The sequence below is a fragment of the Bradyrhizobium sp. 2TAF24 genome (genome assembly GCF_052115025.1).
GTDB lineage: Bacteria > Pseudomonadota > Alphaproteobacteria > Rhizobiales > Xanthobacteraceae > Bradyrhizobium_A.
Genome location: NZ_JBFRFW010000020.1, coordinates 67,411 through 87,865 on the forward strand (window position 1 = coordinate 67,411; position 20,455 = coordinate 87,865).

Consider the following 20,455-nt stretch of genomic DNA (forward strand, 5'->3'; position numbering starts at 1 on the left):
GACACCGGGGCTCCCTGAACGGAGCTCCGGTGTTGGATCGAGCGCTAGTGATGCACGACTGACACGGCGCTGGCCCCGACACTGTCGGACGCAGCACCCTCGGTCCCGTCGGCGGCATTCGCCGCCGCCGTCCATCCCATGCGCTTCGCCCACATCGCGGTGAGGATCGGCACGACGATCGCGGTGACCAGGCAGGACGTCGCCACGAGGGCAGTGGCCGCCGGCGCGACCTTCTGGAACGCCGGGATCATGTCGCCGATGATCTTGGGGTTGGCGATCGCCGCGCCGGCCGTCGACGATGCGGCGAGCCCGGCCGCGCCGTTGCCGCGGCCGATGAAACGGTCGGCGAGCATCAGCGGAATGCCGGTCACGACGATCACGCCGAGGCCGAGAATGATGCCGGGCAGACCGCTGGTGAGAATGACCTTCATGTCTATGCCGTTGCCGAGCGCGAAGCCGAAGAACGGGATCAGCGGGTGGACGCAGCGGCCGAAGAAGGCGCGCAGCTCGTGGTCGAGGTTGCCGAGCGCGAACCCGATCAGGAACGGCAGCACGGCGCCGACGAACAGGCGCGGCTCGAACACCGCGGCCCCTGCCGCACCGAGAATGAGCATCGAGATGAGCGGACCGGATTCCACGGACATCAGGACGAAAGCGCTGGCTTCCTCCTTCTCGCCATACTGCTGCATCAGCGCCGCGTAGAGGCCGGCATTGGTCATGTCCATGGCGGACGTGATGGCGAGCACGGACAGCCCCGCGAGCAAGCCGGTCTCGATGCCGCCCTCCGGCAGCACGCGCATGGCGACCAGCGTCGCCAGCCACGCGACCGCGGTCTTGGTGACCAGCAGCGTCCCCGACTTGCGCAGCACCGTGCCGGTCGCACGCAGGTCGATGGTCGCCCCCATGCAGAAGAACCACACCGCAAGGATCGGCACGGTGCCGGTGATGAGGCCGTTGGTGAACGAGCCGAAATAGCTGCCGGCGCCGGGCGACCATGTCCGGCACATCGCGCCCAGCACCAGCGGCACCAGCATCAGCCCACCGGGAATCTTCTCGATCGCAGCCTTGATCCGCATCTTCTTCCCTTATTGTTGTGTTGTTGTGTTGTTGTGTTGTTGTGTTGTTGCGACGTGATGGAGAGTTGTCAGGCGGGCCTGAAGCGCAGATTGCTGCGCGACAGCTGGTCGATCGAGCGGCAACCCATCAGCCGCATGTCGCGCTCGACCTCGGTGCGCAGCAGTTGCAGCGCGCGCGTGACACCGGCCTCTCCCGCCGCCGCGAGCGGATAGAGATAGTAGCGCCCGAGGCCGACGGCCTTGGCGCCGACCGACAGCGCCTTCAGGACATCGCTGCCGCGCTGGATGCCGCCGTCCATCATGACGTCGATGCGGTCGCCCGCGGCATCGACGATCTCCGCGAGCTGATCGAACGCCGCACGCGAGCCGTCGAGCTGGCGGCCGCCGTGATTGGAGACGATGATGCCCGCGCAGCCGATCTCGGCGGCACGGATGGCATCGGCCGGCGCCATGACCCCCTTGAGGCAGAACTTGCCACCCCAGATCTGCACCATCTCGGCGACATCGTCCCAACTGATGGACGGGTCCAGCATCTCGGTGAAATAGCGCCCGATCGACATCGCGCTGCCGCCGAAATCGACATGGGCGTCGAGCTGCGGCAGGCTGAACGTCTCATGGGTGAGGTAATTGATCCCCCACATCGGCTTGATCGCGAACTGCGCCATGCCCTTCAGATTCAGCCGGAACGGGATGGTGAAGCCGGTGCGCAGGTCGCGCTCGCGGTTGCCGCCGGTGACGCTGTCGACCGTCAGCATCATCACATCGATGCCGGCCTCCCGTGCCCGCTGCATCATGGCGCGGTTGAGGCCGCGGTCCTTGTGGAAATAGAACTGATAGACCTGCGGGCCGGCATGGGCGCGGCGGACCTCCTCGAGACTGACCGTGCCGAGCGACGACACCCCGAACATCGTGCCGTATCTGGCCGCCGCCGCCGCGACGGCGCGCTCGCCCTGATGGTGAAACAGGCGCTGCAGCGCGGTCGGCGAGCAGTAGAACGGCACCGCGAGTTTCTGCCCCATCACCGTGGTCGACAGGTCGACGTCGGCGACGCCGCGCAGAATATGGGGCACGAGATCGCACGCCTTGAAGGCGGCGGTGTTGCGGCGGTAGGTGACCTCGTCCTCGGCGGCGCCGTCGATGTAGTTGAAGATGGGGCCGGGCAGCCGGCGCTGCGCGAGGCGGCGGAAATCATGGAAATTGTGGCACTGCGTCAGGCGCACGCTTGCCTCCCCGGCTGTCGAGCGACGATCGACCACGGCGACGACCGGCGGCTCCTGGACCTATTGCTGTATCCATTGAACCGCGTGGTAAAAAGATTTTACCATGACGTCAATCCTCTTGATCGGCCCAGCATCTGGGTTGCAGAAAGCGGGCGCACGACGACGGCAAGGAATGGCTTGCGAGGAGACGGACACGAGCGTGATCAACACCGTACGGACACCAAAGGTCGCCCAGGCGATCGCCGACCATATCGAGAAGCTCATTCTCGAAGGCACGTTGCGGCCGAACGAACGGCTCGCCCCGGAGCGTGAGCTTGCGGACAAGCTGCAGATCTCGCGGCCATCGCTGCGCGACGCGCTCGGCCTGCTGGTCGAGCGCGGGCTGCTCGTCAGTGACCGTTCCGGCACGCGGGTCGCCCAGTTCCTGTCACCGCTGCTGCAGCCGCTCGCGAGCCTGCTCGAGGACAAGCCGCGCGTCACCGCCGACTACTTCGAATTCCGCCGCATCCAGGAGGCCCACGCCGCCCGCCTCGCCGCCGAGCGCGCCACCGACGTCGATCGCGCCGCCATCCGCGACTGCATCGGGCGGATGAAGCGCGCGCACGGCCTGAAGGACCCGACCCGGGAAGGCGAGGCCGACGTCGAGCTCCACCTCCTGATCTACGAGGCGAGCCACAATGTGGTGCTGCTGCATGTCATGCGCGCCCTTGCCGACCTGCTGCGCAGCAACATCTTCTACAGCCGCAGCCAGCTCTACCTGCGCGAGGGCGTGCGCGAGCGCCTGCTCGAACAGCACATCGCGCTGGCAGAGGCCGTCGTCGCCGGCCGCGCGGCGGATGCCGAGGCGCGGGCGAGCGAACATGTGCGCTTCACGTTCGAGACCGTGGAGGATATCCAGCGCGACAGCCAGCGGCTTCAAACCTCGCTGAGCCGCATCGCGCGCAAAAGCCTGCTGGCCAAATGACGCGCGGCGCCGCGGGTGACCGCGACGCCGCCATCGGGACATGAATCATCCCGTTCGAAACATCCCTCCCCGAGAAAAAGCACTACTGCCTGGTCTATCCGGTAGGAAAGCACGGCTCCTCGCCATTGGGCATCTTCAGCGCGTGGCTCGAAAACACTGTCAAAACCTGTGTCGTGAATCGGCAAGAGCGCGCGCAGGGGTAGCGCGGCGAGGCCACCCATCGCGGCAGCCATCAACGACTGCCTCCGCTCCATGACGAATTCTCGCCAGCGGCGGCCTCCTGAATGCTGTTTTGAACAACCACGAGCGACGTCGCATCCCGGCTCCGACAGCACTCAATTGAGACGAAGCAGGATAAAAACCCGATAATTTCGTCTTAGACTTTCAGCCTCCCTCGACTGATGGTCCTTTCCCTCGGCTCGTCCATCGCAGCACAGATGAGGGCCACTGATGAGGGAAACCAATTATGAAACATCTGCTTGTTGCGACCCTTGCGGTCGGGATCGCATTGGTGACAGCCAGCCACGCCGAACAGCCTGACAGACTGCGCGGCGCTCGCGCTGACAAAACAGTTCGGAATACGAATGCATCCATGGGAAGCGGTGACGATTTTGTCGGCAGCAACGCAAACTCGATGAGCGGCCGCAACAGCGCGAACGAAAACCCAAATGGACGCACCGGAGGGTGAGTGGGGTCGATTTGGCCTAACGCCTGCCACAATCCATGTCCGGGCGACAGCCGTTAACGATGGCCAGCCCGGAGGGCCCCGCCGGCCGCCACCTGCGGGGCTCGAGCAACAGCTGCGGCGGGCTGCATGAGAGCCTGCTGGCTTGCAGAATCCGTACCGCCCCGAGGCTCTACCTCACCATTTCCCAGAGAGCTTCGATCATCGGCGGAGAATGACCGCGCCGCCGAGCGAGCAGGTAGTGAATCCGAGCAGAACCGAGGGTTTTGCGGACAATCCCCGACCTATTGATATTCTGCTTCATATTCAGCGAATCAAAATACGACACGATCAATTGCCCTGAGGCACGTACCTGATCGAACAGATCGTCACTCGGCTCGGATACCTCCAGCAACTTGGCGCCAGCAACCTGAAGCGGCATGTAGAGATGATCGAAGAGGACGGGATGCGCGCGCCTGGGAAAGGTGGCTATCGTTTGCCCGGCAAGATGGGCCGGTTGAAGCACCTTCAGCCGCGCCACGGGGTTGTTCTTTGAGGTGAGAAGGCTGAGATTCGAACGACCGATGGAAACCGACTCGATGTCAACCTCCTCGATCGGGCCCGCGATAAAGGCGACATCAAGCTCTCCTGCACGTAAACGTTTCAATAACGACGGCGTCCATCCGATATCCAGTTCGACATCCAGATCGCCCTTGCCCGCCAGGAAACGTTCGATGATCTCCTTCCTCTTCTGAAAGAGAGCGCCATGGAGGCTCGATCCCACACGCAACCGGCGCCCTTCCTGCTTGCGAAGCCGCTCCGCCAGAACCTGCGCCGACTGGATGGATGCCAGCACGCCACGAGCCGCCTTCAGGAACTCCTGCCCCTGATCCGTCAACGAAACGTTTCTCGTATTCCTGGAGAAAAGCGAAAATCCGATCTGATCCTCGAGCTTTCGCAACCGCGCGGACAACCAGGGCTGAGCTACTCCGAGACGAACAGCCGCCCTGGTGAATGACGCCTCCTCCGCGATGACGGCGAACTGCGCGATGAGTCGAGGATCGATAATCAATAGTGCATCCATTCAATAGAATGACGAACATCATTTCACAACCGGTCAAGCCATACCGTGCCGCGAACGCCGCCCTTATCTGTGCACGGACATGAACGGAAGCAAGGGAATAGCCGCCGACCGCCGCTGAGATTCTGCAGGTGATGAAAGCATGCCTCTCTTGAAAGACGAAATGCCGCGCGGGACGCGCGCGTTTTGGCAGCATCTCCCGTTTTGATGGAATGCACATTCCGTGACGGCCACCAGACGAGAAAGCTGTACTCCTAGTCGAATATCGTCCTAATCACGATCAAGTTCATATTGGACGCGCGACTATTTCAAACACAGGGTCTCCACACGCGGTGCATTCGGTCATCCGACGACACGATCGCGCTTTGAAGCGAGATCGAAGCGGACGTCCGGGCAACCGTCGATCTGGGGCTCCGTCGGCTGAAACGCCATCGCACATTGCATGGGCGAGGCGCTTTGCAAAAACGTAGCCAGTAACGATGACCCCGCGCGCCAACGGCGCCCAGGGTCACATACGCGATATTGGGGGCTAGAATGAATGTCTTGAAGTATGCAGCGCTCACGACGGCGGCTGGTTTCTTTGCTGTTGGTAATGCCGACGCCGCCGATCTTCCCGTCAAGGCCAAAGCAGTGGAGTACGTCAAGGTCTGCTCGCTGTACGGTGCCGGCTTTTACTATATTCCCGGAACCGACACCTGCATCCGCATTGGCGGGTACGTCCGGGTGGCGACTTCCATCAACGCCGGCACGTTCGACCTGCCATACTGGCAGGGCGGCGCGAATGGCGCCGGATCATACAACAAGGACTATTTCTCGACCCGCTCGCGCCTGGGTCTCTTCGTCGATACGCGCACCGAGACCGAGTATGGTATTCTCCGCACCTATGCGAACATATTGTTCGATTGGTCACGCGGACGCGAGAACATCTCGGGCGGGTTCGTCGAGAATGACTTCCTGTTCATCCAGTTTGCCGGCTTTACCTTCGGCAAAGCCGTGTCGCAGTTTGATCCTCAATGGGCACTTGCAAAGCCCTATATCGGAGGAACCGGCTTCATCTCCGGATCGAACAACTCGACCGGCATCGACCAGTTGGCCTATACAGCGACTTTCGGCAACGGAGTCTCGGCGACCATCTCGCTCGAGGATGCACAGCCGTATCGATCTGCCGGCGTGATCAACACGTCGTCCGCGTTGTTGGGGCCCTTTGGGGCCGCCACGGTCACATACGGCACCACCGGCAACACGTTCACTGGCAATGCTCAGGGCGGGGACCACGTTCCCGATATTGTCGGCAACCTCCGGATCGATCAATCATGGGGATCTCTGCACCTGGGTGCCGCGGCTCATGAAGTCCATGGAACTTACTACACCTCTTCCGACAGCACGACAGGCCATCCCGATTCGACGTGGGGCTACGCCGTCACCGGCGCATTCGAGCTCAAGAACCTGCCGACCGGCGTTGGCGACAGCCTGAAAGTGGTTGGCACCTTCGCCAATGGAGCCGCGAAGTACGCCTTTGGCGGGACATTCGACACGGCAGGCGCAGGTCGCTTCGCGGTCGCGAATGGCGGCAGCCTCGCTTTTGGTTATGTCCTTGATGGTGTGTATTCGGGCCTGAGCGCGGCGAGCGGTTCATCGATCGCAAAGAGCGACGCATGGAACGTCAGCGCCTTCTACGAACATTACTGGACGCCCGCATGGCGAACCTCCGTATTCGGCTCTTACAGCCATATCGCGTACGGCTCGGTTGGCAACAGTTTGCTGCTGGCCGCGGCAAATTCCGGCCTGCTCACGACGGGTACAACGACCGCGACCGGCAACTTCGATCTGGGTTTCGTTCAGGTCGGCACGCGCACAGCCTGGACTCCCGTCAAAGACCTGACCGTTGGAGCTGAATTCCAATACACACGGTTGGAGCAACACCTGAACGGCACCTTCACCAGCGCGGGCGCGAGCATTCCGGGCTACGCGCCCAGTTCGAAACTGCAACTGCAGAATCAGAATTTCTATACCGGCACAGTCGAGATTCTGCGCAGCTTCTGATCCTCGATGGACTGAAAGGAGACACCGCAAACCATACTTCCTTTTGTCGACCTCCACGGATCTCCGGTGATGCCCCACCGGAGATCCCACCGCGGGTTTGCTCTTATATTCCTCGATAGCGGTCGCCGGGTTGGCTCTGCGTCCCAGTCGCCATCTCCCCAGCCGTTGTTGTTCTGCGATCCAATGCAGCCGTTAAGTGAGAGCCTGGACTCCATCTTCAACGCCATCGCAAATCCTGTTCGCCGTGCAATCCTTGCGCGGCTGGCCGAAGGCGAAACAAATGTCGGCATTCTGGCCGAGCCATTCGACATGTCGGGACCTGCCGTTTCCCGGCACATCAGGATTCTGCGGGACGCAGCACTCGTCTCGAGTGAACGCCGTGGCAAGAAAAGGTTCTGGCGCTTGAACCGCGAGACACTGGCCCTCGCACAGGAATGGCTCGACCTCGACCGCCGCTTCTGAGCGTACACCGCATTGCGATTTCAACCCAAGTTGACACCGAAGCCTCGAGAGTACCGCAGCGCCGTCAGGCTCGAACGCCGCGCCGTCCCGTGTCGCCATGATGATTCCGGGGCGCCTTCTCAGGCCATTTGCTCGCGCTCATTCGGCTGGAGCCGCATTGACCGCGGAAGCGGAATTGGTCCCATGCCCGCTCACTTGAGATCCCGCGTGCGGATCCATGGTGCAGCTGACCACCGGAGCAAACATGGACACGAGAGCGACCGCGAGAAATGCCACGGAAAAATCCATCAGCTGCGGCTGGTCGTGTCCCAAGATCCTGCCGGACAGTGCCATTGCCATCGCGGAAAAGGCGACACCGAGCGCCAGAGAAAGCTGCTGGAAAGTTGTATAGAAACTTGTCGCCGCGCTCATCGTGTCGCTGCGCACATCAGCGTAAGCGATCGTATTGTACGAGATGAACTGCAACGATTGGCAGAAGCCTTGCACGAACAGGATGGCATAGATCGCGGCGATCGGCCAGCTCGGCCGGAATGCAGCGCACGCCCCCAAAAGCAGGGTGGCTCCAAATCCGACCCAGACGAGCACATTCCTGAACCCGATCTGGCGCAAGAACCATGGCGCCATCGCCCGCATGAACAGCGACCCGGCCGAATTTGCAAACGTGACAAGGCCACTCTGGGCGGCGGACAATCCAAACCCGAGCTGCAGCATCATCGGCAAGAGAAAGGGCATGGCTCCCACTGAAATGCGGGATAGCGTACCACTGACGACCGATGTCCGGAACGTCGCGATCCTCATCAGCCGGAAGTCGAGGATCGGAGCGTGAGATCGCCAGGCATGGGCCCCATATAACAGCGCAGCTGCCGCGCCAGTGGCAAGGATCACGCCCACGGATACGAGGGAGCCTATACCGCGACCGACCAGCTCGAAGCTGCTCATGAAACACGTCAGTGCAACGCCCGAAAGAATGATGCCCCTGAAGTCGAAGGTCGTTCCCTCGGCCTCGCGAAACTCTTCGATGTAGCGGCTGGCGAGGACCATTCCGACGAGGCCGATGGGAATGTTGATATAGAAGATCCATCGCCAGTCGAGATAGGTGATGATCATGCCGCCGACCGGCGGCCCCAGGATCGGACCGAGGGTTGCAGGCACCAAGACCCATGCCATTGCGGCGACCAGATCCTTTTTCGGAACGGCGCGAAGCAAGACAAGGCGCCCGACCGGCATCATGAGCGCGCCGCCAATCCCCTGGACGATGCGCGCCGCAACGAGAAATGTGAGTGATGGAGCGAGCCCGCACAGGAGCGAGCCGATCGTGAAGATTGCAATTGCGGCACGAAAAACGGTTCTGGAGCCGAACCGGTCGGCGACCTTGCCACTGACCGGGATCAGCACGGCCAGGCTGAGCAGATAGGCCGTCAACGCGACGTTCATGTACAGAGGATCGACATGGAACGAACGCGACATCGTCGGCAGGGCTGTGGCCAGCACCGTTCCGTCGAGCTGCTCCATGAACATCGCACTGGCGATAATGAGCGCAATCGTGCGTGGCTTCCCCCGTCCCGCGTGAACGGCGTGAGCGCTCGATTGTGCGGGAGGTATCGGCGGTTCGGACATTGATGCGGTTATGTGCCGTGTCAGGGTCCAATGGGAAGCTTCATTTGCTCATGCCCGACTTGCGAGTATTGCGCGCCTGCCATCACTGGCGCTGCACATGATGCCTTGGGGCCCGGGGCGCCCCGTGCCCACGCGGACAAATCATTTCATGTTTGCAACAAGACTCAGAACGTCCTGCTTCACCGCTCGGCTCCTGAAAGCCAATTCCTCCACCGGATAGATTTGGGATGCTGGCGCCTCCAGAACATGCCACCATAAAGGCTAACCTGGCACAGGAAATTGTGCTGATCGAGACGGCAGGTTATCAAAGATCTGCCATATCGCAGATCGCAACAGCCCCCATCACTCGCACGTCTTCTGAGCGGCCGCCCTCATGATCAGCAAGCCCGAATTTCTTTGGTACATCCCCAACGATGTGAAAGCCGGCCACCGTGGCGACACCGCGGTCGACGACCACAACAGCCTGGAGACATTGACCACGCACGCGAGGGCCCTGGAGGAGCATGGCTGGTCGGGCGCACTGATCGGTACGGGGTGGGGACGGCCGGACACCTTCACCGTCGCAGCCGCGCTGGCGGCGAGGACGACGACCTTCGAGCCGCTGATCGCGATCCGTCCCGGCTACTGGCAGCCCGCTCATTTCGCTTCGGCTGCGGCTACTCTGGATCAACTGACGGGCGGCCGGGTGCGCATCAATATCGTGTCCGGAAAGGATCATCTGGCCGCCTACGGGGACAGCGAGGGGGACCAGGACCAACGATATGCCCGCACCAAGGAATTCATGCGCCTCGTTCGCAGGCTGTGGACAGAGGTGGACGTCACATACCCCGGTGAATATTTCCAGGTGACCGGATCGACGGCGGCACCCCGCATCAAGCCGCGCGGCGACCGTCGATATCCCAAGCTCTATTTCGGCGGAGCTTCGGAGCCGGCCGAACGGGTCGCCGCCACCGAAGCCGATGTCCAGCTGTTCTGGGGAGAACCGCTCGACGGCGTGCGGGAGCGCATCGAGCGGCTCAAAGCATTGAGCAGCAGGCTGGATCGTGACCTGCCGCCGCTCGAGTTCGGGCTGCGGATCACGACGCTGGTCCGCGACACCACCGAACAGGCCTGGGCCGATGCCGAGGCCAAGGTCGCTGAAATGGCGAAGAGCAACGGCGCAGGCTGGCACGACCACAGGGGAGCGGTTGCGGTCGGGCAGCGGCGGCTGCTCGACCTCCATACGCGCGGCGATGTGCTCGACGACAACCTCTATACCGCTCCCGGCAGGTTCGGCGGCGGCGGCGCCGGAACCACCTGGCTGGTTGGCTCTGCACAGGACGTCGCGCGCTCGCTCCGCAAATATCAGGCTCTCGGCATCACCCAGTTCGTGCTGTCCGACACGCCATATTTGTCGGAAATCAAGCGGCAGGGCGATCTGCTGCTTCCATTGCTGCGCGATTGAGGCCCGTGGCCCGCGGCGTCGAAGAACGCCCAGCTCGCGCTTCATCACCTACCATTGGTATTTGACGCCGCCCTGACCCGCGTCGCTGCGCGTAACGTTCGAGAATTCGCCCTCGAAAGTTGCCGTGGCGAACCACCCATTTAACCAGTGCATTTGTCGGTGCGAAGGCCGAGCTCGCTGCGCGTGTCCGTGACGCTTCCTGCGCCTGAAGCGCTGCCCTATCTGCGCCCGATCGAGCCGACAGCGGAGCAAATCTATAGCGTTTTCGAGCCAAGCATGCCTCCGGACTTGATCCGGGGGCGGCACTGTTCGCGCCAGGAAAGCGAGGTACATCAATAAGCGTGCGTTCGTGTTTCCTTCAACAGCGAACGCGCTCCAGGCCTGCACTTGCTGTGGTCATGCTGGCGCGAGCACAGGAGGTCTCCACCATCTCCCCGCAGGTTCATGCAGGGCGCGCTGGCAGCCATTATCATCAAAGCCCCAACACGTTTCGGTGGGTGAAACGCTGGTCAGGCTGAATGGTGAGCGGGAGAAAAGGCAAAAATGCCAAAGAAACCATGGTCGGAGTGGTAGGATTTGAACCTACGACCCCTGCGTCCCGAACGCAGTGCTCTACCGGGCTGAGCCACACTCCGACTAGGAGGCGGCGTTATAGCCAAGGGTTTCGCAGACCGCAAGAACTGCTATTGAAGAAAAATCTTCAGCGAAAACACTTCCGTAATGCCGAAACCGACCACCGAGACGCTGCCCGCGGGGCCCAATTCACAGGAAAAAGCCGCCGAAACCCTGGTCCGGGGCGGCCTGGTGGCATTTCCGACCGAGACCGTCTACGGCCTCGGGGCCGATGCCACCAATCCGGAGGCCATCGCCCGGCTGTATGCGGCCAAGGGGCGCCCCTCGTTCAACCCCCTGATCGCCCATGTGGCGGATCTCGCGGCGGCCCGAAAGCTCGCCCGATTCGATGCCCGCAGCCTGGAACTCGCAGAAAAATTCTGGCCGGGGCCGCTAACCCTGGTGCTGCCGAAGACCGACGACTGCCCGGTGGCCGATCTCGCCACCGCAGGCCTCGACACCGTGGCGATTCGCATCCCCGCCCACCCGGTGGCGCATGGCATCCTGGCCGCGCTCGGCCGCCCGGTCGCCGCGCCTTCGGCCAACCTCTCCGGCCATGTCTCGCCGACCACCGCCGCCCATGTCGCAAGCGATCTGAGCGGCCGAATCGAGCTGATCATCGACGGCGGACCGGTCATGGTCGGCGTCGAATCGACCATCGTCGCCTGTCTCGCAGCCCCGACCCTGCTCCGCCCGGGCGGCGTGCCGCGCGAGGCGATCGAGGCCGCGCTCGGCATGCGGCTCGCTGACGCCGGCCCGGAGGCTCATGGCAGCGCGGATGGCCCCCGGCCGCTCGCACCGGGCATGCTGACCTCCCATTATGCCCCCCGCACCCGCGTGCGCCTCGACGCCGAGACCCTGGCCCCTGGCGAGGCCTTGCTCGCGTTCGGCACCGTCGCTATCCCAGGCGCGGATCAGGCCGCCGCGACCCTCAATCTCTCGCCCGCCGGCGACCTCGTCGAGGCCGCCGCCCACCTGTTCGGTCACCTGCGCACGCTGGACCGCGCCGGCGCCACCGGTATCGCCGTGATGCCCATTCCCCACGACGGCCTCGGGGAAGCCATCAACGACCGGCTGCGCCGCGCCGCCGCGCCGCAGGACTGACGCCGCCCGATTTCCAAGGAGCTGACATGAGCACCACCGACCGGCCCGCCCCGACGCTGTCGCCCGACCTGATCGCGCGCTTCGCCGCGATCGTCGGCGAGCGTTATGCCGTCACCGACCGCAACGACATCGCCCCCTACCTCGTGGAAGAGCGCAACCTCTACCAGGGCCGCTCGCAGCTCGTGCTGCGCCCAGGCTCGACCGCGGAGGTCGCCGCCATCTGCAAGCTCGCCACCGAGACCCGCACCGCGCTGGTGCCGCAAGGCGGCAACACCGGCCTCGTCGGCGGCCAGACGCCGCACAATGGCGAGGTCGTGCTGTCGCTGCGCCGGCTCGACAACATCCGCGACCTTGACCTTGCGTCCAACACCATGACCTGCGAGGCCGGCGTGGTGCTCGCCACCGCCCAGCAGCGCGCCGACGCCGCCGACCGGCTGTTTCCGTTGTCGCTCGGCGCCGAGGGCAGTTGCACCATCGGCGGCAACCTCTCCACCAATGCCGGCGGCACCGCCGCGCTGGCCTATGGCGTGGCGCGCGACCTCGCGCTCGGCGTCGAGGTGGTGCTGGCCGACGGGCGCGTCGTCAATGCGCTGTCCAAGCTCAAGAAGGACAACACCGGTTACGACCTGCGCGACCTGTTCATCGGCGCCGAAGGCACCCTCGGCATCATCACCGCCGCGGTGCTGAAGCTGTTCCCCAAGCCGCGTGCGGTCGAGACCGCGTTCATCGGCCTCGCCTCGCCGGAAGCCGCGCTCAAGCTGCTGACGCTGGCGCGCAGCGAAGCCGCCGGCACGCTGACGAGCTTCGAGCTGATTGCCGAGATCTGCGTCGATTTCTGCGTCCGCCACGGACCTGGTATCCGCGATCCGCTGACCAGCCGTCACCCCTGGTACGTGCTGATGGAAATTTCCTCGCAGCGCGACGATGCCCGTTCGACCATCGAGGCGATCCTCGAGCGCGCCATGGAGGACGGCCTCGTCGACGACGCGGTGATCGCCGCCAATCTCGACCAGCGCCAGGCATTCTGGACCCTACGCGAGGTGATCTCGCCGGTGCAGAAGGCGGAAGGCGGCTCGATCAAGCACGACGTGTCGGTGCCCGTCGCCGCGGTGCCGCAGTTGATCACGGAAGCGAGCGAAGCGGTGGTGAAGCTGATCCCCGGCGCACGCCCCGTGCCGTTCGGCCATCTCGGCGACGGCAATATCCACTACAACGTCACCCAGCCGGCCGGCGCCGACAAGGACGCGTTCCTGACGCGCTGGGAAGAGGTCCACGACACCGTGCACACCATCGTGGCACGGCTCGGCGGCTCGATCTCGGCCGAGCACGGCATCGGCTTCATGAAGCGCGACGAGCTGCCCCACTTCAAGGATCCGGTGGCGCTCAACCTGATGCGCACGCTGAAGGCGACGTTCGACCCGCTCAACATCCTCAATCCCGGCAAGGTGGTGTGAGCCAGCCTGCGCCGTCGCCCGCTGAAGGATCTGCCGACATGAGCATCGCCGACCGCATCCGCGTCGAGAACGTCCGCCTGTTGTCGGACAACAAGTACATCCTCAAGACCACCACCTTCGCCTGGCGGCGCTCGAACGGCGAGTGGCAGACCCAGCACCGCGAGACCTATGATCGCGGCAGCGGCGCTGCGCTGTTACCCTACAACCGCGCACGCCGCACCGTGATCCTGACGCGGCAGCTGCGCTATCCCGCCTTCGTCAGCGGCTACGACGACCTGATGATCGAGGTGCCGGCCGGCCTGCTCGACGGCGCGGCGCCGGACGAGCGCATTCGCGCCGAAGCCGAGGAGGAGATCGGCTATCGCATCGTCGACGTGCACAAGGTGTTCGAGGCGTTCATGAGCCCCGGCGCAGTCACCGAGACACTGCACTTCTTCGTCGCCGAGTATGATCCGACCATGAAGATCGGCGATGGCGGCGGCCTCGCCGATGAGGGCGAGGACATCGAGGTGCTGGAGCTGCCGTTCGACGACGCCTTCGCCATGATCGCCGACCGCCGCATCGTCGACGCGAAAACCATCATGCTGCTGCAGCACGCGGCGCTGCGGATCTTTGGCTGACGGGATAGGCCGTCATTCCGGGGCGCACGCGGCAATGGCCTGAGCACACCGCTGCTGGTGAAGGCTGATCTCCTCATGGTGAGGAGAAAGGCGCGTTGTTGCGCCTAGAACAACGAGCCCTGGCCATCGTCGACGGCCTTCACCCGCGGCGCGCGCGGCGGCTTCTTCGCCTCCGCAGCCGCGCGTTCGACCGCGGCCTGCTCTTCAGTGAGCGGCAGGATGAGCTGCGGGGTGTCTTTGGCGACATGGTTCACCGCGGTCGACACCTCATGCCAGACCAGCGCGCCGGCACGCGGCGGCACCATCAGGCCCGTCACCGCATCGACATTGAAGGCAGCGCAGTCGAGCCAGCGCTCGAAATGCTCCGGCGCGATGGTCACCGGCACGCGGTGATGCAGCACCGCCATCTCCGGCGCCGCCGCGGTGGTGACGATCGCCACCGTATCGACCTCCTCGCCGTTCGGCCCGACCCACGTTTCCGCGAGCCCGGCGAACGCCATCGGGCCGCCGTCGCGCGGGTGGATGTAGAACGGGCGCTTGCGACCACCGCGCTCCTGCCACTCGTAGTAGCCATCCGCCGGCAGCAGGCAGCGCCGCCGCTTGATGGCGTTCTTGAACGCCGGCTTGTCGCGGACGGTCTCGGACCGGGCGTTGATGACAAGCGCGAACGCGCGCGGGTCCTTGACCCATGCAGGCATGAATGCCCAGCGCATCAGGAGAAAATGGCGCGCGCCCATCTCGTGCAGCACGACGGGCACCGGCTGGGTCGGCGCGATATTGTAGCGCGCGGGCATGTTGGGCTGCTCGCCATAGGCAAACAGCTGGCGCAGGGCGTCAGGCGCCGTCAGAAGGACGTAGCGGCCGCACATTTCCTCATCCTGATACCATCATATTCAGGCCCTCTTAACCCTGCCCGCCTAACACTTGCCCAGATGACCTCGCCGGCGCCGAAGATATCCCCGATTGATGCTGCCGCTCGCGGTGAGGCGACGGCGCTCGGTGCCGCACGCGCAGCCGAGCTGCGCGCTGCCAACATCAACCCTCGCACCGGGCTTGCCACCGATTACCTGAATCACTTCAATGAAGCCATCATGCTGCTGGAGATGATTCCGGACCTGCCGGACTGCGCCGACGACTTCCTGAGCTGGGAGCCGCTGTCCTACGCCGAGCACTTCCGAGCCTCCAACTTCAAGGCTCGCGATCTCGCCATCCAGGCCTATGACGAAGCGGATCCGGCGATCCGCGGCGAATTCGATGGCATCACCACCACCATGACCTCGATCCTCACTGCGGTCGGCGATGCCATGCGCAAGGTGCGCCACGACAACAGCCGGGCGCAGCTCGCCATCCAGGCGACCGGCTGGGTCAAACCGCTGGTGGCGCATGCGGGCGGCATCATCAACGGCGCCGACGACGAAGCCGACGTCGACCGCATCATGACGGCCTGATGAGCTCCGCTTCACCCACGCCGATCCGGCCGCAACTCGCGGTCAGCGCCTCGATCTTCCGCGATGACCGGATCCTGCTGGTGCGCCGCGCCCGACAGCCCGGCAAGGGCGTCTACACCCTGCCCGGCGGGCGGGTCGAATTCGGCGAAACCCTGGTCGAGGCCATCTCCCGCGAGGTCCGGGAAGAGACCAGCCTCGCGATCGACGTGGTCGGGTTCGCCGGCTGGCGCGAGGTGGTCCCGAACCCGGCACTCGGCGTCACCGGCCATTTCGTCATCCTGTCGTTCGCCACCCGCTGGGTGTCCGGCGAGGTCATGCTGAACGATGAACTCGACGACGCCCGCTGGCTCGCGCCTGACGCGATCGGCCCGTTGCGCACCACCGAGGGGCTTGCCGAGATCATCCGCGCCGCACAGGCGCGGCTCGCGGGCAGAACCGGCGCTCTCTGATTCGGACCCCCGGGGAGCGAACAGGACCCCGCCCGCCTTGCGTCCGGCACCCCGAACGGGCATATCCCGCCGGCATGCCCAGGCTCCTTGCTGCCGCCCTCCTGATGGCCCTCACCCTCGCCGGCCCGACCGCCGTGCGGGCGCAGGATGCGGCCGCCCCGTTCGACGCCGACCTGCAACGATTCGCCGAGATTCTCGGCACGCTGCACTACCTGCGCGCGATCTGCGGCAGCAATGAAGGCATGAAGTGGCGCAACGAGATGCAGGCCCTGGCGGACGCCGAAACCCCGTCCGGCGAGCGGCGCACCCGCATGATCGCGAGCTTCAACCGCGGTTATCACAGCTTCCAGCAGACCTACCGCAGCTGCACCCCGGCCGCCCAGCTCGCCATCCGCCGCTATCTCGAGGAAGGCTCGAAGATTTCCCGTGACCTCACGGCACGCTACGCCAACTAGCCTCAGGCGATCCGGCGGCTGGTTCCGGAACCAACATCCCCGAGCACGGCCATTAACCTTTCCTAAAGAACTCACCTAGGCCTTCCTGCGGCCCGTGCTAAAGCTTTGGGCATAGCCGACGCGCTCCACCGGGGAGCGTGCCACGCAGGTTGTTTTATTCCATGAGCCATTTGCCGTCTTTCACGACTGCCCGCGACCCGCTGCCCGACCATGAGCAGAAGCAGGCTGCACTCAGCTACCTCAACGAAGCCTGGGCGGAAGCACGGCACGACGGCATCGACGGCGACTGCCTGGCGCAGGCCAGCCTGTTCGCCGCTTTCGCCGAGCTGGTCAGCACCTATGGCGAGGATGCGGTGGCCAAGTTCGTCGAGGGCCTGCCCGGCCGCATCCGCAACGGCGAGTTCTCCATCATCGGCGCGCGGCAGTAGGTCGGCAGCTTCCGACGGCGCTCGCCGAAGCAAACGGCCGTCTCGGAACGACAAGCCGTTCGAAAGGCGCGTTCCCTCCGGCCTCCTGCCTCATGGTGAGGAGACGCGTCAGCGTCGTCTCGAACCATGACGCCACGGCGCGGCGGCGATCCGCGCCTCATCATTCGAGACGCCCGCAATCGGCCGCGAGCGCCCGCATGCTGCGACGAAGGCATCGACCGCCTGCACGGCGGCCGGAAACGCCGCCGCACCGCAGGGGGCCGCCCTACGGCTTCAGCGTCTCCAGGAAGCGCACCGCCTCGCCTTGCGACGGCGTCGTCACCTCGCCGTCCCACATCACGCGGCGGCCGCGCACGAAGGTGCCGACCGGCCAGCCGGTAACGCGCACGCCGTCATAGGGCGTCCAGCCGGCGCGCGAGGCGATCCAGCGGTTGGTGATGGTCTCGCTGCGCTTGAGGTCGACGATCGTGAAGTCGGCGTCGTAGCCGGCCGCGATGCGCCCCTTGCAGGCGATGTTGTAGAGCCGTGCCGGACCCGCGCTGGTGAGATCGACGAAGCGCGCGAGGGACAGCCGTCCGGCGTTGACGTGGTCCAGCATGATCGGCACCAGCGTCTGCACGCCGGTCATGCCCGAGGGCGACGCGGGATAGGTCTTGTTCTTTTCCTCAAGGGTGTGCGGCGCGTGGTCGGAGCCGAGCACGTCGATGATGCCCTGCTCGATGCCGTACCAGATGACGTCGCGGTGGCTGGCGTCGCGCACCGGCGGGTTCATCTGCGCCAGCGTGCCGAGCCGCTCGTAGCACTCGGGCGCGGCCAGCGTCAGGTGATGCGGCGTCGCCTCGGCCGAGGCAACATCCTTGTGGTCACGCAGGAAGAGGATTTCTTCCTTGGTCGAGATGTGCAGCACATGGATGCGCTTGCCCGCTTCGCGCGCCAGCGCCACGAGGCGCTGGGTCGCCTGCAGCGCGGCGATCTCGTCGCGCCACACCGGATGCGAGCGCGCATCGCCCTCGATGCGCAGGCCCTTGCGCTCGTTGAGGCGATACTCGTCCTCCGCATGGAACGCGGCGCGGCGGCGGATGACCTTGAAGATGCGGCGCAGGCTCTCGTCGTCTTCCACCAGCAGACTGCCGGTCGACGAACCGATGAACACCTTGACGCCGGCGCAGCCCGGCGCGCGCTCCAGCTCGGGCAGATCGGCGACATTGTCACGCGTGCCGCCGATGAAGAAGGCGAAGTCGCAGTGCATGCGATGATGGCCGGCGGCGACCTTGGCGGTGAACGCCTCCTCGGTCACGGTCAGCGGATTGGTGTTCGGCATCTCGAACACGGCGGTGACGCCGCCGAGCACCGCGGCGCGCGAGCCGGTCTCGAGGTCTTCCTTGTGGGTGAGGCCCGGCTCGCGGAAGTGCACCTGAGTGTCCATCACGCCCGGCAGGATGTGCAGGCCGGTGCAGTCGACGGTTTCGCCAGCCTGCGCGGCGTCGAAGCTGCCGATGGCGGCGATGCGGCCGTTCGTCACCGCGACGTCGCGCACGCCCGCGCCGTCCTGGTTGACGACGGTGCCGTTCTTGAGAAGGAGGTCGTAAGTCCTGGTCATCGGTCCTCGCGGGTGGGAAAAGCCGGGCATGACGCCGGGGCGGACGGAAAACGGGTGTCCTGTCCATCGGCTCGCGGATAAGAGCAGTTCCAGGCAGCCCTGCCGCCCGGCGGGCCTTGTCGCGCGCCGTTCGGCGACTTACGTTCCACACCACCATCTGGCAAGCGAATTTCGCACGGAAACCTCATGAAATCAGCGTTTCTCCCCGATCGCGGGGTGATCAAGGTCAGCGGCGACGACGCACGCAGTTTCCTCAACAATCTCGTCACCTCGGACATCGATCAGGTGCGCCCAGGCGTCGCGCGCTTCGGAGCGTTGCTGACGCCGCAGGGCAAGATCGTGGCCGATTTCCTCATCACCGAGGCGCCCGCCGGTCATGGCGGCGGCTTCCTGCTCGACTGCCCGCTGCCGCTCGCGGATGCGCTCGCCACCAAGCTCGGCTTCTACAAGCTGCGCGCCAAGGTCACGGTGGACAACCTCTCCGGCGGTCTCGGCGTGCTCGCGGTGTGGGACGGTGCGCCCGCGACACCGCCCGACCTCGCCTTCCCCGATCCGCGCCTCGAGGCGCTGGGCTGGCGCATCCTGGTGCCGCACGACCTCGCCGAGAAGGCGACGCAACTGATCGGCGCCGAATGGGTTGCGCCCGCCGCCTATGACGCGCACCGCATCGCCTGCGGCGTGCCGCGCGGCGGCGCCGACTTCGCCTATGGCGACGCCTTCCCGCACGAGACCAACATGGACCGCCTGCACGGCGTCGACTTCGACAAGGGCTGCTACATCGGCCAGGAAGTCGTGTCGCGGATGCAGCACCGCGGCACGGCGCGCACCCGCACCGTGCGGCTCGTGCTCGACCAGGCCGCACCCGCGCCCGGCACCAGCATCACGGCCGGCGACAAGCCGGTCGGCACGCTGGGATCGGCCGCAGGGGGCAAGGCGCTGGCGCTGCTGCGCACGGACCGCGTGAGCGAAGCGCTCGACGCCGGCCTGTCGCTCACTGCCGACGGCGCCGAAGTCCGGATCGCCGTTCCCGAGGATATCCGCACGCCCACCAAGGCGGTGTCGGCATGAGTGGCAAGCAGCACGCCGACGGCCTGATGCGCTGCACCTGGCCGGGCGAGGATCCGCTCTATGTCGCCTATCACGACGAGGAATGGGGCGTGCCGGAATACGACGACCGCGCGCTGTTCGAGAAGCTGATTCTCGACGGCTTCCAGGCCGGCCTGTCGTGGATCACCATCCTGCGCAAGCGCGACAACTTCCGCAACGCGTTCGACGGCTTCGACCCCTACAAGATCGCGCGCTATGACGCGAAGAAGGTCGAAGCGCTGATGAACGACGCCGGCATCGTGCGCAACCGCGCCAAGATCGAGGGAACGGTCGCAGGCGCCAAGGCCTACATCAAGATCATGGAGGACGGTCCGGGCTTCGCCAAGCTGCTGTGGAGCTTCGTCGGTGACAAGCCGCTGGTGAACACCTTCAAGACCACCAAGAGCGTGCCGGCGTCGACGCCGGTCTCGGTTGCCATCTCCAAGGAGCTGGCGTCGCGCGGCTTCAAGTTCGTCGGCCCGACCATCGTCTACGCCTTCATGCAGGCCACCGGCATGGTCAACGACCATCTGGCGAGCTGCCATCGCCATGCCACCTGCGGCAAGGCCAAGCGCCCGAAGACGCTGAAGATCCCCCGCAAACCCGCCGCCCGCGCATGACGGGCGAC

Annotated in this window: 20 protein-coding genes and 1 tRNA gene; 14 read left to right on the forward strand and 7 right to left on the reverse strand. The window is 64.9% G+C overall.

Going from position 1 to position 20,455, the window contains the following annotated elements; all coding sequences use genetic code 11:
• Window positions 1–44: 44 nt before the first annotated feature.
• Both kdgT and AB4Z37_RS26780 read right to left on the reverse strand, forming a co-directional pair.
• Window positions 45–1,076 (reverse strand): 2-keto-3-deoxygluconate transporter, encoded by a 1,032-nt coding sequence (gene kdgT / locus AB4Z37_RS26775; protein ID WP_441519750.1) that lies wholly within the window; start codon window positions 1,074–1,076, stop codon window positions 45–47.
• Between the two features lie 68 nt (window positions 1,077–1,144).
• Window positions 1,145–2,296, reverse strand: a complete 1,152-nt coding sequence (locus AB4Z37_RS26780) for an alpha-hydroxy acid oxidase (RefSeq protein WP_441519751.1) — start codon at window positions 2,294–2,296, stop codon at window positions 1,145–1,147.
• 199 nt (window positions 2,297–2,495) lie between these two features.
• On the opposite strand from AB4Z37_RS26780, the gene AB4Z37_RS26785 reads away from it, so the two are divergent.
• Window positions 2,496–3,260: a FadR/GntR family transcriptional regulator gene (locus AB4Z37_RS26785; protein ID WP_441519752.1), complete on the forward strand. Its 765-nt coding sequence runs from the start codon at window positions 2,496–2,498 to the stop codon at window positions 3,258–3,260.
• A 466-nt stretch (window positions 3,261–3,726) separates the two neighbouring features.
• Window positions 3,727–3,948, forward strand: coding sequence for a hypothetical protein (locus AB4Z37_RS26790; RefSeq protein ID WP_441519753.1), 222 nt, complete (start codon window positions 3,727–3,729; stop codon window positions 3,946–3,948).
• Between the two features lie 169 nt (window positions 3,949–4,117).
• Here AB4Z37_RS26790 and AB4Z37_RS26795 read toward each other — a convergent pair whose 3' ends face one another.
• Window positions 4,118–4,996 carry a LysR family transcriptional regulator gene (locus tag AB4Z37_RS26795; protein WP_441519754.1) on the reverse strand — a complete coding sequence of 293 codons (879 nt, stop codon included), beginning with the start codon at window positions 4,994–4,996 and terminating at the stop codon, window positions 4,118–4,120.
• Window positions 4,997–5,539: 543 nt separating this feature from the next.
• Here AB4Z37_RS26795 and AB4Z37_RS26800 point away from each other — a divergent pair.
• Window positions 5,540–7,048 (forward strand): porin, encoded by a 1,509-nt coding sequence (locus AB4Z37_RS26800; RefSeq protein WP_441519755.1) that lies wholly within the window; start codon window positions 5,540–5,542, stop codon window positions 7,046–7,048.
• Window positions 7,049–7,231: 183 nt separating this feature from the next.
• A complete protein-coding gene (locus AB4Z37_RS26805; RefSeq protein WP_441519756.1) occupies window positions 7,232–7,510 on the forward strand; it encodes an ArsR/SmtB family transcription factor in 279 nt (92 codons plus the stop codon).
• Window positions 7,511–7,648: 138 nt separating this feature from the next.
• Here the strand turns inward: AB4Z37_RS26805 and AB4Z37_RS26810 are convergent, their stop codons facing one another.
• Window positions 7,649–9,127, reverse strand: coding sequence for an MDR family MFS transporter (locus AB4Z37_RS26810; protein WP_441519757.1), 1,479 nt, complete (start codon window positions 9,125–9,127; stop codon window positions 7,649–7,651).
• Window positions 9,128–9,500: 373 nt separating this feature from the next.
• On the opposite strand from AB4Z37_RS26810, the gene AB4Z37_RS26815 reads away from it, so the two are divergent.
• The gene (locus tag AB4Z37_RS26815) at window positions 9,501–10,571 is read left to right on the forward strand and encodes an LLM class flavin-dependent oxidoreductase (protein WP_441519758.1); all 1,071 of its coding nucleotides are present in this window, start codon (window positions 9,501–9,503) and stop codon (window positions 10,569–10,571) included.
• Window positions 10,572–11,129: 558 nt separating this feature from the next.
• Here AB4Z37_RS26815 and AB4Z37_RS26820 read toward each other — a convergent pair.
• Window positions 11,130–11,206, reverse strand: a tRNA-Pro gene (locus AB4Z37_RS26820).
• An 85-nt stretch (window positions 11,207–11,291) separates the two neighbouring features.
• Here AB4Z37_RS26820 and AB4Z37_RS26825 point away from each other — a divergent pair.
• From AB4Z37_RS26825 to AB4Z37_RS26835, 3 genes are read left to right on the forward strand one after another with little or no spacing between them, the layout of a single operon-like run.
• Window positions 11,292–12,287, forward strand: a complete 996-nt coding sequence (locus AB4Z37_RS26825) for an L-threonylcarbamoyladenylate synthase (RefSeq protein WP_441519759.1) — start codon at window positions 11,292–11,294, stop codon at window positions 12,285–12,287.
• A gap of 26 nt (window positions 12,288–12,313) precedes the next feature.
• A complete protein-coding gene (locus AB4Z37_RS26830; protein ID WP_441519760.1) occupies window positions 12,314–13,741 on the forward strand; it encodes an FAD-binding oxidoreductase in 1,428 nt (475 codons plus the stop codon).
• 38 nt (window positions 13,742–13,779) lie between these two features.
• Window positions 13,780–14,361, forward strand: a complete 582-nt coding sequence (locus AB4Z37_RS26835; protein ID WP_441519761.1) for an NUDIX domain-containing protein — start codon at window positions 13,780–13,782, stop codon at window positions 14,359–14,361.
• Between the two features lie 104 nt (window positions 14,362–14,465).
• On the opposite strand, the gene AB4Z37_RS26840 is transcribed toward AB4Z37_RS26835, so the two are convergent.
• Window positions 14,466–15,230, reverse strand: a complete 765-nt coding sequence (locus tag AB4Z37_RS26840; protein WP_441519762.1) for an SOS response-associated peptidase — start codon at window positions 15,228–15,230, stop codon at window positions 14,466–14,468.
• A gap of 63 nt (window positions 15,231–15,293) precedes the next feature.
• Between AB4Z37_RS26840 and AB4Z37_RS26845 the strand changes: the two genes are divergently transcribed.
• The 4 genes from AB4Z37_RS26845 (at window position 15,294) to AB4Z37_RS26860 (ending at window position 17,141) form a co-directional block, all read left to right on the forward strand.
• On the forward strand, window positions 15,294–15,809 hold the full coding sequence (locus tag AB4Z37_RS26845) for a hypothetical protein (RefSeq protein WP_441519763.1): 516 nt from the start codon (window positions 15,294–15,296) through the stop codon (window positions 15,807–15,809).
• Window positions 15,809–16,258, forward strand: a complete 450-nt coding sequence (locus AB4Z37_RS26850; protein WP_441519764.1) for an NUDIX hydrolase — start codon at window positions 15,809–15,811, stop codon at window positions 16,256–16,258. Before AB4Z37_RS26845 ends, AB4Z37_RS26850 begins: the two co-directional genes overlap by 1 nt.
• 74 nt (window positions 16,259–16,332) lie before the next feature.
• Complete coding sequence (locus tag AB4Z37_RS26855) at window positions 16,333–16,713, forward strand: TIGR02301 family protein (RefSeq protein WP_441519765.1); 381 nt, start codon at window positions 16,333–16,335, stop codon at window positions 16,711–16,713.
• A 161-nt stretch (window positions 16,714–16,874) separates the two neighbouring features.
• Entirely contained in the window at window positions 16,875–17,141 is a 267-nt protein-coding gene (locus tag AB4Z37_RS26860; protein ID WP_441519766.1) for a hypothetical protein, read from the forward strand.
• Between the two features lie 265 nt (window positions 17,142–17,406).
• Here AB4Z37_RS26860 and AB4Z37_RS26865 read toward each other — a convergent pair whose 3' ends face one another.
• A complete protein-coding gene (locus AB4Z37_RS26865) occupies window positions 17,407–18,741 on the reverse strand; it encodes a dihydroorotase (protein WP_441519767.1) in 1,335 nt (444 codons plus the stop codon).
• A 186-nt stretch (window positions 18,742–18,927) separates the two neighbouring features.
• Between AB4Z37_RS26865 and ygfZ the strand changes: the two genes are divergently transcribed.
• Both ygfZ and AB4Z37_RS26875 read left to right on the forward strand, forming a co-directional pair.
• Window positions 18,928–19,809, forward strand: a complete 882-nt coding sequence (gene ygfZ, locus AB4Z37_RS26870) for a CAF17-like 4Fe-4S cluster assembly/insertion protein YgfZ (RefSeq protein ID WP_441519768.1) — start codon at window positions 18,928–18,930, stop codon at window positions 19,807–19,809.
• Entirely contained in the window at window positions 19,806–20,447 is a 642-nt protein-coding gene (locus AB4Z37_RS26875) for a DNA-3-methyladenine glycosylase I (protein ID WP_441519769.1), read from the forward strand. Before ygfZ ends, AB4Z37_RS26875 begins: the two co-directional genes overlap by 4 nt.
• The last annotated feature ends 8 nt before the right edge of the window (window positions 20,448–20,455 follow it).

Coding starts and splice junctions, on each gene's coding strand:
- kdgT (WP_441519750.1), bottom strand. CDS start 1,076: ATGCGGATCAAGGCTGCGATCGAGAAGATTCCCGGTGGGCTGATGCTG.
- AB4Z37_RS26790 (WP_441519753.1), top strand. CDS start 3,727: ATGAAACATCTGCTTGTTGCGACCCTTGCGGTCGGGATCGCATTGGTG.
- AB4Z37_RS26800 (WP_441519755.1), top strand. CDS start 5,540: ATGAATGTCTTGAAGTATGCAGCGCTCACGACGGCGGCTGGTTTCTTT.
- AB4Z37_RS26805 (WP_441519756.1), top strand. CDS start 7,232: ATGCAGCCGTTAAGTGAGAGCCTGGACTCCATCTTCAACGCCATCGCA.
- AB4Z37_RS26810 (WP_441519757.1), bottom strand. CDS start 9,127: ATGTCCGAACCGCCGATACCTCCCGCACAATCGAGCGCTCACGCCGTT.
- AB4Z37_RS26815 (WP_441519758.1), top strand. CDS start 9,501: ATGATCAGCAAGCCCGAATTTCTTTGGTACATCCCCAACGATGTGAAA.
- AB4Z37_RS26825 (WP_441519759.1), top strand. CDS start 11,292: ATGCCGAAACCGACCACCGAGACGCTGCCCGCGGGGCCCAATTCACAG.
- AB4Z37_RS26830 (WP_441519760.1), top strand. CDS start 12,314: ATGAGCACCACCGACCGGCCCGCCCCGACGCTGTCGCCCGACCTGATC.
- AB4Z37_RS26835 (WP_441519761.1), top strand. CDS start 13,780: ATGAGCATCGCCGACCGCATCCGCGTCGAGAACGTCCGCCTGTTGTCG.
- AB4Z37_RS26840 (WP_441519762.1), bottom strand. CDS start 15,230: ATGTGCGGCCGCTACGTCCTTCTGACGGCGCCTGACGCCCTGCGCCAG.
- AB4Z37_RS26845 (WP_441519763.1), top strand. CDS start 15,294: ATGACCTCGCCGGCGCCGAAGATATCCCCGATTGATGCTGCCGCTCGC.
- AB4Z37_RS26850 (WP_441519764.1), top strand. CDS start 15,809: ATGAGCTCCGCTTCACCCACGCCGATCCGGCCGCAACTCGCGGTCAGC.
- AB4Z37_RS26855 (WP_441519765.1), top strand. CDS start 16,333: ATGCCCAGGCTCCTTGCTGCCGCCCTCCTGATGGCCCTCACCCTCGCC.
- AB4Z37_RS26860 (WP_441519766.1), top strand. CDS start 16,875: ATGAGCCATTTGCCGTCTTTCACGACTGCCCGCGACCCGCTGCCCGAC.
- AB4Z37_RS26865 (WP_441519767.1), bottom strand. CDS start 18,741: ATGACCAGGACTTACGACCTCCTTCTCAAGAACGGCACCGTCGTCAAC.
- ygfZ (WP_441519768.1), top strand. CDS start 18,928: ATGAAATCAGCGTTTCTCCCCGATCGCGGGGTGATCAAGGTCAGCGGC.
- AB4Z37_RS26875 (WP_441519769.1), top strand. CDS start 19,806: ATGAGTGGCAAGCAGCACGCCGACGGCCTGATGCGCTGCACCTGGCCG.